This is a genomic window from Colwellia sp. BRX10-9, from assembly GCF_014077405.1.
In the GTDB taxonomy this organism is placed as follows: Bacteria; Pseudomonadota; Gammaproteobacteria; order Enterobacterales; family Alteromonadaceae; genus Colwellia_A.
The window spans coordinates 1-12635 of sequence record NZ_JACGVV010000040.1 but is presented as its reverse complement, the minus strand read 5'-3'; the positions used below and the strand labels follow the sequence as shown (position 1 = coordinate 12635).

Annotated in this window: 13 protein-coding genes; 6 read left to right on the top strand and 7 right to left on the bottom strand. The window is 37.9% G+C overall.

Going from position 1 to position 12635, the window contains the following annotated elements:
• Nucleotides 1-2 precede the first annotated feature (2 nt).
• The 4 genes from H4J69_RS17290 to H4J69_RS17275 form a co-directional block, all read right to left on the bottom strand.
• Nucleotides 3-653: a lysoplasmalogenase gene (locus H4J69_RS17290; RefSeq protein ID WP_182252005.1), complete on the bottom strand. Its 651-nt coding sequence runs from the start codon at nt 651-653 to the stop codon at nt 3-5.
• Between the two features lie 190 nt (nt 654-843).
• On the bottom strand, nt 844-2082 hold the full coding sequence (gene pcaF, locus H4J69_RS17285) for a 3-oxoadipyl-CoA thiolase (RefSeq protein WP_182204376.1): 1239 nt from the start codon (nt 2080-2082) through the stop codon (nt 844-846).
• Nucleotides 2083-2746: 664 nt separating this feature from the next.
• Complete coding sequence (locus H4J69_RS17280; RefSeq protein WP_070374450.1) at nt 2747-2959, bottom strand: hypothetical protein; 213 nt, start codon at nt 2957-2959, stop codon at nt 2747-2749.
• 86 nt (nt 2960-3045) lie between these two features.
• Nucleotides 3046-3387, bottom strand: coding sequence for a ribonuclease E inhibitor RraB (locus H4J69_RS17275; RefSeq protein WP_070374451.1), 342 nt, complete (start codon nt 3385-3387; stop codon nt 3046-3048).
• Nucleotides 3388-3511: 124 nt separating this feature from the next.
• On the opposite strand from H4J69_RS17275, the gene H4J69_RS17270 reads away from it, so the two are divergent.
• On the top strand, nt 3512-4384 hold the full coding sequence (locus tag H4J69_RS17270; protein WP_182244935.1) for an RluA family pseudouridine synthase: 873 nt from the start codon (nt 3512-3514) through the stop codon (nt 4382-4384).
• A 7-nt stretch (nt 4385-4391) separates the two neighbouring features.
• On the opposite strand, the gene dapA is transcribed toward H4J69_RS17270, so the two are convergent.
• The 3 genes from dapA to H4J69_RS17255 form a co-directional block, all read right to left on the bottom strand.
• Nucleotides 4392-5300: a 4-hydroxy-tetrahydrodipicolinate synthase gene (gene dapA, locus H4J69_RS17265; RefSeq protein ID WP_182217862.1), complete on the bottom strand. Its 909-nt coding sequence runs from the start codon at nt 5298-5300 to the stop codon at nt 4392-4394.
• Nucleotides 5301-5362: 62 nt separating this feature from the next.
• On the bottom strand, nt 5363-5749 hold the full coding sequence (locus H4J69_RS17260) for a hypothetical protein (protein WP_070374454.1): 387 nt from the start codon (nt 5747-5749) through the stop codon (nt 5363-5365).
• A 129-nt stretch (nt 5750-5878) separates the two neighbouring features.
• Nucleotides 5879-6649: a DUF4097 family beta strand repeat-containing protein gene (locus tag H4J69_RS17255; protein WP_182222819.1), complete on the bottom strand. Its 771-nt coding sequence runs from the start codon at nt 6647-6649 to the stop codon at nt 5879-5881.
• Between the two features lie 182 nt (nt 6650-6831).
• On the opposite strand from H4J69_RS17255, the gene H4J69_RS17250 reads away from it, so the two are divergent.
• From H4J69_RS17250 to H4J69_RS17230, 5 genes are all read left to right on the top strand, one after another.
• On the top strand, nt 6832-8106 hold the full coding sequence (locus H4J69_RS17250; protein ID WP_182222818.1) for a CinA family nicotinamide mononucleotide deamidase-related protein: 1275 nt from the start codon (nt 6832-6834) through the stop codon (nt 8104-8106).
• A 203-nt stretch (nt 8107-8309) separates the two neighbouring features.
• Complete coding sequence (locus H4J69_RS17245) at nt 8310-8636, top strand: hypothetical protein (RefSeq protein ID WP_146800730.1); 327 nt, start codon at nt 8310-8312, stop codon at nt 8634-8636.
• Between the two features lie 37 nt (nt 8637-8673).
• Nucleotides 8674-10359: a DUF342 domain-containing protein gene (locus H4J69_RS17240; RefSeq protein ID WP_182222817.1), complete on the top strand. Its 1686-nt coding sequence runs from the start codon at nt 8674-8676 to the stop codon at nt 10357-10359.
• 52 nt (nt 10360-10411) lie between these two features.
• Nucleotides 10412-11185, top strand: a complete 774-nt coding sequence (locus tag H4J69_RS17235) for a DUF2884 family protein (RefSeq protein WP_182217855.1) — start codon at nt 10412-10414, stop codon at nt 11183-11185.
• A 112-nt stretch (nt 11186-11297) separates the two neighbouring features.
• Entirely contained in the window at nt 11298-12506 is a 1209-nt protein-coding gene (locus tag H4J69_RS17230; protein ID WP_182217854.1) for an IS256 family transposase, read from the top strand.
• Nucleotides 12507-12635 lie beyond the last annotated feature (129 nt).

Here is a 12635-nt window from a genome sequence, read left to right as displayed (position 1 = left end):
AACTACGCTAAATTATTATCCTGAGTAAACATGCCGTTAACTAATGCCAGTTGGGCGAAGTAATAGCTAACCATGATCCAAACACTGGCATAAGGTATTTGATGATAAAACTGATTAAGCCCGATGAATGAATCAGAAAGAATAAAACTGAGCCCACCGATAATTAGCCAAATATTAGCTTTTTGTGAAAGTAAGGTGGTGATCCCCATTAATAGCAGTATGGTCATATAAACCAATACAGGGATAAATAACTCGCCTAAGCCAGCATATATGACCAAAAACACGCCAACGCCATAGATACAATAGAGCCCAATAAGTGGTAAACGTTTACTGATAATAGGCTTGGCTACTAAGGGCTTTAAGCTAAAGATGTAAAAAAGATGAGCTACTAAGAAAGCCGCTAAACCGAGTACAAACCAATTTACTCGGTCATAATCTAAAAAGAAATCGCCAAAAATAGAGAAAACCAAACCGATCATAAATAACTTATGAGCGCGTTCTTTAGTACCTCTACTGTTTTGCCATGAAAAATGCAATAACACTAAAATCGGCAAAATTTTTACTAACCAGCTCAGCGGATAAGGCTTAAAAAAAATACTCACCATAAAGCCACAGGCAGTAAGTAAAAATAAAAGTAAATGGGATCGGGTCATTGCTGTCATCTTCTTTGTATAAACCTTTGTTATAAACCTTCGCTAAAAATCACTATCTACTTAAAAATAGAAAATAAGTTATCATTTAGCTCGAGATAATATCGCTAAACTAGTGGTCGCTATTTATTAGCACAGACAAAAAAGGGAGTATACCCTACGCCCTTTTTTAGCTGTTCGGCTTTTAAATGGCTTAAACTCTTTCAATAATTAAGGCTATGCCCTGGCCGACACCAATACACATGGTACACAGTGCATAACGCTTATTGGTACGTTGTAGTTGTCGAGCCGCAGACGTTATTAAACGCGCACCACTCATGCCCAAAGGATGCCCTAAGGCAATAGCGCCACCTTGTGGGTTAATACGCGGATCGTCATCTTGTAAACCTAATTCGCGAATACAAGCTAAAGCTTGTACTGCAAAAGCTTCGTTCAGTTCAATAAGGTCGATATCTTCAAGCGATAAGTTTAAACGTTTTAATAGTTTTTGTGTTGCCGGTACTGGGCCAATCCCCATAATACGTGGCGGTACACCAGTGACAGCCATACCTAGCACTTTAGCAATCGGGGTTAAGTTGTTTTTTTGCACCGATTGACTTGACGCCAATAAGATTGCGGCAGCGCCATCATTAATCCCTGAGGCATTACCCGCGGTAATACTGCCTTTGGCATGAACAAAAGGTTTGAGTGCTAACATTTTTTCTAAGCTTGTTAGGCGAAGATGCTCATCTTGAGAGAAAATAATAGGCTCTTCTTTACCTTTTATAACACTGACAGGCATTATTTCTTCGGCAAAAAATCCAGCTTGTTGGGCACTCGCCGCTTTTTGCTGGCTAGCAAAAGCAAACTTGTCTTGGTCTGCTCGGCTAATGTTAAACTCTTCGGCAAGGTTTTCTGCTGTTTGTGGCATACTTTCAGTACCATAAGCGCTATCGAGTGCTTTGTTAACAAAGCGCCAGCCCATAGTCGTATCGAACATTTCTTGAGTACGCGAAAAATTACTTTCCGCTTTGCCGATCACAAAAGGCGCCCGAGTCATACTTTCAACACCACCGGCAATAATCATTTCAGCTTCACCTGACTTAATCGCCTGCATAGCAATGCCGACAGCATTCAACCCTGAGCCACATAAACGGTTTAGCGTTGTTGCGGGTACTTGGTAAGGTAAGCCGGCTAATAACGTTGCCATACGAGCAATATTACGGTTGTCTTCCCCTGCTTGGTTAGCACAACCTAAAATAACATCGTCTACTTGGCTAAAATCTAGAGTTGGATTTCGTGCCATTAATGCTTTTAAGGGTAAGGCGGCTAGGTCATCAGCCCTTATAGTCGCTAGCGAGCCGCCATAACGGCCAATGGGAGTTCTAATTGCATCACAAATAAAGACTTCATTTTGTCCGCTGTTTTCAGTTTTTGTTGAAAAGGCACTCATGTATATATTCTCTTTTGAGTTTATCGGTGCTTCGGTCTAACTGACTTCAGCATAATCATAAGCGCCATGATAAGCACTTTTTACTTTAACTATTTTTTCTTTACCGGTAAAAGCATAAGAAATCGCTGACAACGCCAAGTCTATTCACCCTCTTTTTTCTGAAAATCCCGATTTATTAATAAAATCACCGAAGAGATTGATCATATCCAGTTAACCTTGATTGACTCACAAAAGCCTTGTGACAGGCCTGTTATTCCAGCTCATTCAGTTGAAAACTACAAAAACGTCTTTGCTATCTGACAAGACTATTATCTGACAATACAACCATCAACTTACTGCGAAAAAGCTTGGCTTATTGCTCAGCAACCTTCAATTTATATTGCGAAATGACAAATCATGCCCTTTATCAATCGAGCACCTTGTGATGCACTCGATAAATTAAAAGTGGTTATGGTCGATGAATCAATAAGGTTTTAGCCACCGGTGAATATCAAACTATTGAATACGCTTGGTAATAAGTCTGTACTGGCATTGGTGCTTCAATACTCCCTGATTGGCAAGCAATCTTAGAAACTGAAGCGACAGTATAAATACCGATAGAAAATAATAAATTAATAAAAGAAAATTGTCGCTCTGCTCCAGTGAGTTAAATTTACTTTATCGCTTAAATAAAGTCTAAACAGATATCGGTACAGCCTTTGCCACAATAAACACCCGGAGTACTTTTATCTTCAGGGACAATTAAACGCAGTATACTGCCGCAAGTTTCACATTTCATTTCACGGCCCGCCATCACTTTTTTAATCAATGCTTTTTGATCGTTAAATGACTTTGCACTGCTTTTTTTTAATAGGTCAAACTGTGTTATATCAAGCATAAAGCTGCCTTATTAATGCTAAATAGCTTTCAGCATCTGGGTAATAGTCAATGGATCTGCACTTTTATTAATATAAGAGCGCTAAATTAAACAGCGGCGCAATAAAACCCGTCATATTGACCACCTAACGGCTCAGCGCTTGAAATCAATAAATTTTGGTAGGAACTAATATTTTCATAACTGGCGCCAACAAAAGGATAAGCGGTAATTTCCCAAGGAAAATCATCATTGCCTTCATAAGGACAAAAAGAGAGTTTTTGATTGTTTTCTAAAAGTAACTGACCAAATTTCAAAGCGGCTTCTTCGTTAGGAAATATCACTGAAAACTCAATTTCACGGGCTTGGTTTAAATCATCACCATCAATCATCATTTGCCATAAGGCATCACCAACATTGTCTTGTGGAAATAGGGCTAAATCACGGTTCATTATTTTTCATCTTATCTTTGTAGGCATTAATTCGCTATTTTATCTGATGAAAAACATAATACCAATTCAGTTAGCGATTATTTTTGGTAAACTAGCGATATAACTTACCAACGAATCACTCACCTTGAATATAGCCTTACATAAATTTGAGCTTCACATTGATGTTAATACAGAAAATAGCAGCATTATTGGCGAACTTAACCAAGCATGCTCATTAAGTAATGCTCAATTAAAACAGGCTATTCAACGAGGTGCGTTATGGTTAACCCGTGGTAAAAGCACACAGCGTTTGCGACGCATAAAAAAGCCATTACAAGTAACCGATACCCTACACTTTTATTATGACGAACAAGTATTAAGCCAACAGCCTAATGAAGCGTTATTAATTAATGACGATGATGATTATAGCGTATGGTATAAACCTTACGGTATGTTATCCCAAGGTTCAAAGTGGAGTGATCACTGCACGATTGCCCGTTGGGCTCAAACACATTTAACCCCTGAGCGCCCCGCATTTATTGTTCACCGTTTAGATAGAGCAGCCACCGGATTAATTCTAATTGCCCATAGTAAAAAAGCAGCGCGCGCATTAAGTGCGATGTTTGAAAAACATGACTTAGAGAAAATTTATCATATTATTATTCACGGCGATCATCGTTTACGACCACAACCTGATACATTAACCTGTGATGTCGATGGTAAAAGCGCCAGCAGCCATTTTAGCCATCTTGCATATAATGAAAAAAATAACACCTCGTTGGTGCAAGTTATTATTGATACGGGGAGAAAACACCAAATAAGAAGTCATGCTGCAAGTATTAATATGCCGGTGGTTGGCGATAGATTACACGGGGAAGTTGGCGACGCCAGCATTGAAGAAAGTATTAACTTACAGCTGTGCGCCGTGGCACTTAATTTTATTTGCCCGCTAACCGCAGAGCAGAAGTCGTTTAAAGTGCCTGAACATTTAATGCCCTCATTAAATGTTCTTGGCTAAGTGTTGTTTATGAACAGTAATTAAAATCACTATCATTAAGCAGAGCTAATTTATCACCAACAATTTCAGCCGCATCAAGTTTTGCTAACAGATCAAAACCGATTTGACGTTGCTCTAGTGTCAACGCTAAGTAAGGTAATCTAAAGTTAGCTTGAACGGCACCTGTCATCATTAACGTGGTATTTATGGCAATAGGGTTAGGCTCACAAAACAACCATTTCATCAGGCTTTGTAAACGTTCATTTAGTTCGTCATCTTCACTGTCCATTAATGTTCTCATTAGGCCAGGCACTAGATTCGAGGTTACAGAAATAACACCGTGAGAGCCAAATTGGTGGCGACCAACATAACATTCATCATCATTACCTGACCAACAAGCAATACCTTGTTTTTCATAATAAGCAATACGGTCATTGCCGCCACATTCTTTCACGCCAATAAAGTTTTTATGCTTTGACAAAGGTTCGATCAAATCAGGTGTAAGGTCTTGGCCCGTTCTTCCTGGTACGTTATAGATAAACGCAGGACCAATATCTAAGACTTTGTTAAAATGCGCAGCAACACCCGCCATTGAGGTTCGCCCGTAATAAGGATTAATTTGCAATGCTGCATCCATACCCATGGCAAACCCATTTTGTGTGGCTTTAATTGCCTCTCGGGTATTATTACTACCGGTATTACCAACAATAATAAGTTTGTCACTATATTGATGAACGGTATGAGCGATTAACATTAAATGCTCTTCCCAACTTAATAAGTGTCCTTCACCTGTAGTACCACCGACAACAATACCGTCAACACCCGCCGCTATTTGCTTTGCAACCAGCTTGTCATAAGTAACAAGGTCAATTTCACCCTGTGCGTTGTAAGGGGTTTTTATCGCAGTAATTAAACTTGCTGCCTTTATATTTTTCATTTTTTCTCAACTACATATTAGGTAAAAGGGTAATTTTTCTTATTTTTGAAGAATAACTGAATTTAACAATGACCGATTTTATCAACAACTCGGCGCAGGATAAACACTTCATTACTAACAATGTGCTGATATTTGAAAATTTGACTGTCTAAGGCTAAAACTTTATAAGCCTGATAGTTATTTTCATCATTTAAATCGGCTCGATAATGCTCACCGTCAACAACTTCTTCTTGTGTGATAGTAAAGTGAATATCTCCCACTAATCCCCAATCGCCTAACTCAATAATTTGGCTAACAATTTCGCCCTGAGACGTTTGTTCAACAAAAGAAAATTCAAAACTACCATCAAGGCAAAGCTCAGCATACTCAACAAGTTGGTGACCGACGTCGTTCATTTCCATACGATACCAACGGCCGGCTAATAATGCTCGGTTATATTGTTCACTCACTTAAAACACGCCTTAATAACTCTGTCAGATATAAATACTATTGTGCATTATTTTCACCGACAACCAAATAAAAAAAACCACAACATTGATTGTTGTGGTTAAATAAAGCGCTTGACGTTTTATTAAAAATTAGTTTTTTAAGACCTTAATGCTGCCATTGACACTTTCTAAATTAATCGTAATATCGCCGCTGCCGACTGTCCCAGATAAGTGACGACCACTAAACATTTTTTTCTCACTTGAAAGCCCAAATGCCGTGTCGATACTACCGTGCATGGTTTCGGCATTAATCGTGGCATTGAGCTCACCAGGCATATAAAGTTTAATACTGCCGTTGACCGTTGTTAGCTCCACGCTGTCGATGTTGTTACTAACTTGCTGGTAGGTCGCATTAATACTGCCATTAACTGAATTTAATTCAAGGTTTGCAGCTAAGCCTTGCACACTAATAGTACCATTGACTGTATTCGCTTTTATGTCACCTTGTACTTTATCAATCACCAATGAACCGTTTACTAATTCTATATCGGTTAATGCCGCGCCAAACGGAACCATAACAATATAATCAACTTTGCCAGAGCTATTATTATGCCCCCAAGATGATTGTTTTTGGTATATAGTTTCAACACTAACGCCCCTAGAACTTTCAGAAAACTCAAGGTTTATACGGTCTCTATCAGTTTGATTTTCCGCGGTCACTGTTGCTGTTATTCTAATTTCATCGTTACTCCAACCTTGAATATCAACACCACCATTTATATTAGCTAAACGTAAACTTGTTTGTTCATTAACAACAAATGATTTTTCAATGGTATCTTTAACTTCTGCATATACGGTGCTAATACTAGCAAGTGATAAAATTGTGGCTAAAGTAAGTTGTTTCTTAAATGACTGTTTCATGAAATTTCCTTGAGTTTTATTAACTATTTTAATGACTATAATGGTTAAGTACACAATGGCATTGAAAAGGTTTAAATTTTATTTTACTTTTTTAAATGACCTTTCCTGCTCTTAATAACTAACAACAATTCAACTTTTACAGTAACCTAACGGTAATTTTTACCTATTAACAGGATTTATAAATGACCATCGCTAACGTGCACTTACTTCTTACTGGCAATGAATTGATGACGGGAGATATTGTCGACAGTAATTCAGCAATGATCGCTCAACAATGTAAAGCCATTGGCATAAAAATTAGTCGAAAAGTGACCTTAGCTGACGATCTTGATTTACTTGCAAAGGAAATAGAACACTTAACAAAAGATGCCGATGTATTAATTATTAATGGCGGGCTTGGTCCAACAACAGATGATTTAACCGCGCAAGCATTAGCGATGGCGACACAACGCTCTTTAAAGCAACATCCTATAGCATTGGCCCACCTAAAAACCTGGTGTGAACAACGTAATGCTCATTTAGGTAAGGCTAATTTAAAGCAAGCCCTGCTGCCAGAAAATTGTAATATTATTGCCAACCGAGTAGGCAGCGCAGTAGGTTTTTCCTTAACACTGAATGATTGCCAAATTTTTTGTACGCCGGGAGTCCCCAGTGAACTTAACATAATGCTTGATGAAGTAATCATTCCTGAATTGGCCTCACAATCTAACTTCACTGCGGAAATGGATATTACTCGCTTACAATTATTTGGTATTGGCGAGTCAACCCTTCAGTCAATGTTGGTAAAAAACTTTCCCGATTGGCCTAAAGAAGTTGAAGTCGGTTTTCGTGCATCTTCGCCATTAATAGAATTAAAGTTAACCGTTGAAAAAAATGAGCATTTATCAATAAAAATCGATCTTATTCAAAAAATTAAAACCTTATTAAATGATCACATCATTGAAGAGATTAAAGATAAACCTTATTCTTTAGCCGAACTAGTATTGCAGTTATGCCAACAAAAAAATCTTAAAATAACAACAGCAGAGTCTTGTACCGGCGGTTTAATCGCCAGCGAAATAACCAAAGTTTCAGGGTCATCATCTTCGTTTGAGGCTGGCTTTGTAACTTACTCAAATAATATGAAAAGCAAACTATTGCATGTTAATGAAAATATACTTGAACAACATGGCGCGGTTAGTGAACAGACAGTAATAGCGATGGCAGAAGGTGCATTAGCCATAGCAGGAGCTGATTTAGTTATTGCCGTTTCAGGTATAGCTGGCCCAACGGGTGGCAGTAAAGAAAAACCCGTTGGCTCAGTTTGGATAGCTTGGGGTAATAAAGATAAAATACACACCAAATATTTTTGTATAAAGGCAAATAGGGAAAACTTTCAACGTACGGTAGCAGCAAGATCTCTTGATTTAATAAGACGGTTATTAATTGAGAGTAGTCAAACACCACTTTATTTTTAATATATAGCCTTAATATGTTGTATGCATGTTAACGTTAGGTATTAACTATAATAATATTGAAAGAAATGTCATTTTTATTGCGCCATAAATCAAATCTTTATATATTTATAGGCAGAATAAACTAGAATAGAATTATAAAGCTGCATATTCGTTATTTGGGTAACTAATATTGCTAGACGTTTGAGTAGAAATAGGAGCATATTTTGATAGAAAAAAACTTCATCACGAGTGGTCGTAATACCATTATCCATAAGATGAGAAAATTTGATTTATTGATTATAAATGGCGGTCACCCTGTAGTGATTGTAAGTAACCGTGGTATAGGTATTTACAAAGGTGAAGTTCCAAATAAGAAAGCTGACGCTAAGAAAGCCTATCAAGATGTTGTTGATGTTAGTGCAACAGACGTTTTTGGAGAGAATAAAACATTAATTTTTATACAAGCATTAGATAACAAAGAATATAAAATTGATTATTCAAAAGTAAATACTGGCTCTTTCATTAAAATTCACCAGGAAAACTACATTTAATCGATATTTTAAGTGGTAATATTGGAGTAAATCTAGCGTGACTCAAGCAAGCTTAGTAACAAATAAAAAAAATAATATTGACCTTGTTTTGCAACCGGTTAAAGATGATACACAGGTAACAGAAGCCAGCGTCCATGAACTAATAGAAAATTCTGAATTTAAAGATTTATATGTTGATAATGGTAATATAAAAAATGCCATCGCCGAACTTAATAGTGTCCTAAAACCCCTTCAAACGAATAAATCTGGCCGAGAAATTAGTTATCAAGTGCTTGAGCGCAGAGACGCGACTATTTCAATTACCATTGATAAAGATGAAATGTCTGCAACAGCTGAGATTTCAACAGCGCTTGGTGGTAAACATTTAACCGCTAAGGCCATTCTCAACTCTGCTCAAGAAGCTGGTGTTAGCAAAGGTTTTACCAAAGAGCAATTATTAAAACTTGCTCATCAAGCCGCGAAAGAACCTGCTGGCTCTATAATTACCGGCGAAATTGCCCACGGTAAAATTGCCATTAATGGTAAAAATTCAAAAATAAAATGGTTAGTGCAAAGCGCCCAAGATAGAATTTTACGTCCTAAAGATCGCGAAGATGGAAGTGTCGATATGCGCGATTTAGGTGACATAATTTGTGTGAAAGTTGGCGATCCGCTCGCGAAAAAAATTATGCTTACCGAAGGTGTTAAAGGTTTTACTGTGACTGGCTCTGCCCTAGATCCTTTACCAGGAGATGACATCACGCTAACCGCTGGCGAAGGTACAACAATAAGCCCTAAGAATGATAAAGTCTTAATCTCGACACTGGTCGGCTTACCAAGAATTATTGATAACGGCATGGAAGTTGATCCGGTTTATCGCATAAAAAATGTTGATATCAGTACTGGGCATATCAAATTTGAAGGCAGTGTTATTATTGATGGTGATATTTGTGAGGGTATGAAAGTAACGGCAACCGGCGATATCACAATTGGTGGTTTTGTTGAGTCAGCAACCTTAGAAGCTGGTGGTGACATTACTATTGGTAGTGGCATTATTGGTAAAAAACAAGACGTTGAAGGTCAATCTCTCGATAATATTAAAATGAGTGCTTATATATCTGCTAAAGGTGATATTTTCGCAAAATATGCTCAATATGCTGAAATATCTTGTCACTCCTTACGTATTGAAAACCAAATGATGCACAGCATTATTGATGTTGAAGAGACACTTTGGTTAGGCACTGAAGAAAAAGCTAATGGTAAGCTTATCGCTGGTTACATAAAAGCGGGAAAATCTGTTCATGCCGGTATTGTAGGCGCAACAGCAGGAAGCAGCACCATTATAAGCTTTTCCAAAAAAGTGGATCTAATGAAAGAACAGTTAGAAGACATTGAATTTAAATTAAAAGTTGATTCTGATAAATCAACAGAATTACAATTAGCCGTTAATAAACTCAAAAAGTTGCCTACCGATAAAGTAAACCCTGAGATGCTCAGTAAACTGGTTTCTACTTATAAGTTTCATGCTCATCGCGTAGGTGAGATCCTTAACGAAAAAGAAGCTTTTGAAGAGCAAATACAAACCTATATGGCAAGTGTCTATATAGAAGCAACAGAGAAACTTTATCACGGTGTACAAATGATTGTTGGCGACTTCCAAGATAGATCTCGCCGTGAATATGGACCAACTAAGGTGAATTATAAAGAAAGAAAAATTCATTTTAATCCTATCGTTAATACATAGAATATTACTGAACATTTTCCATCAATATCATTTTAGTTACATTAGGAAAACGATGAAAATTAATACTCTTGCTTTAATTGCAACGAGCTTAATTGCTGGTACAGCTTCAGCACAGCAATGCGATATAAACTTTAATCATGGTGTGGTAATCAACCCTTCTCATGTACGTATTTTGAAAGAAAGCCAAACCTACGTTCAGATTAATAATGATCAACAATTATTTATTCGTGGGCGTGAGATAGCCCTCAATGAAGAACAAAGACAATTACTCACGCAATACAGCCAAGGCATTCGTAAACAAATCCCTGAAATAGTGGCGATAGCGATTGAAGGTGTTGATATTGATTTAAAAGCAGTAAACAAAGTTATTGCGGGTTTAACGGGTGAAAATAGCGCCTCACATCAAAAAATTCAAGAGCGCTTCGATGAGATGCAATACCGTTTAAGAGAACGTTTTAACCATAGCGATACTAATTATTATATTGCTTCGCAAGATTTTGCTGATTTTGATGAAATTTTTGCTGGCGCCTTTGAACAAGAAATTGAAAGTATCGTAACCGAATCAATTGGCACTATTTTAATGGCCGTTGGTGAAGCAATGACCACCAACGAAGCAAGCAGTAGTGAACAGCGCGTAGAAACCTTTGACCAACGTATCAAAGGTATGGAAAAGGATTTGCAGCTTGACATTGAACCCCGCGCACAAGAAGTTAAATTAAAAGCTGCGCAGTTTTGTAAAAGCTTAAAGAAGTTAGATCAACTAGAGTCGAAGTTACAGCAAAGTATCACTGCACTGAGTGAATTTGATTTGATACAGACAAAGTAATTCCGTTGCTCCCAAAGAGCAACGTCATAGTGAACAAAGCGCCAGACCCTGTAACAAAATCTGTGTAACTGCCTATCATTAATACCCATATAGGGTTTAGGATAGGCAGACTATGAATAAGAAAGAATTAGAAGTATTTGCTAAACAAGCAGCTAAAGGTATTAAGTCCGAGCAAGACTTAACCGACTTTCGTAGAATATTAACAAAGATAACCGTTGAAGCCGCTTTAAATGCTGAGCTTGAAGAACATCTTGGTTATGCACTTCATGAGCAATCCAGCACGAACAATAGCCGAAATGGCTACTCCTCGAAATCTATTCGCACCGAAGACGGTCAAGTTGAGCTTGAAACCCCACGCGATAGAGAAGGAAGCTTTGAACCCAAATTAGTCAAAAAGAACCAAACGCGATTTACGTCAATGGACGATAAAATCTTGTACCTGTATGCTAAAGGCATGACAACGAGGGAAATCGTTGATACGTTCAAAGAAATGTATGATGCTGACATTTCACCCACATTGATATCTCGTGTCACCAATGCCGTGATAGAGCAAGTCATTGAATGGCAAGCTAGACCATTAGATTCAGTCTATCCTATTGTTTATCTCGACTGTTTGGTTGTAAAAATCAGACAAGATAAACACGTTATCAATAAAGCTATTTATCTGGCTTTAGGTGTGAATATCGAAGGCCATAAAGAGCTGTTGGGTATGTGGATATCGGAAAACGAAGGAGCTAAGTTCTGGTTGAATGTACTGACAGAGCTTCAAAATAGAGGGGTAAATGACATCCTGATTGCTTGTGTTGATGGCCTTAAGGGGTTTCCTGAGGCAATTAATACCGTATTCCCTCAAACCCAAGTTCAGCTTTGTATTGTTCATATGGTGCGTAATTCGATGAAGTATGTTCCCTGGAAAGATTACAAGGCTGTCACCGCTGATTTGAAGCGAATATATCAATCAGTAACAGAAGAAGAGGCACTACTTGAACTCGATAACTTCTGCTTACGTTGGGATGATAAATACCCACAAATCAGTCGTTCTTGGCGAGCACATTGGTCAAACCTAAATACGTTATTCAAATACCCCCAAGACATTCGCAAAGCTATCTACACAACGAATGCGATAGAATCACTTAACAGTGTTATCCGAAAGGCGATTAAAAAACGTAAGCTATTTCCGTCTGATGATTCAGCGAGGAAAGTCGTTTATCTTGCGATAGATGCAGCATCCAAGAAATGGACGATGCCGATAAGAAACTGGAAAACGGCCTTGAATCGATTTATGATTGAATTCGAAGACCGCTTAAAGGACTTTATTTAAAACTGGCAGTTACACAAAATCTGTTACAGGGTCAAGCGCCAACCTGAACATAACACCGTCATCCTGAACACAACACCGTCATCCTGAACACAACACCGTCATCCTGAACATAACTCCGTCATCCTGAAC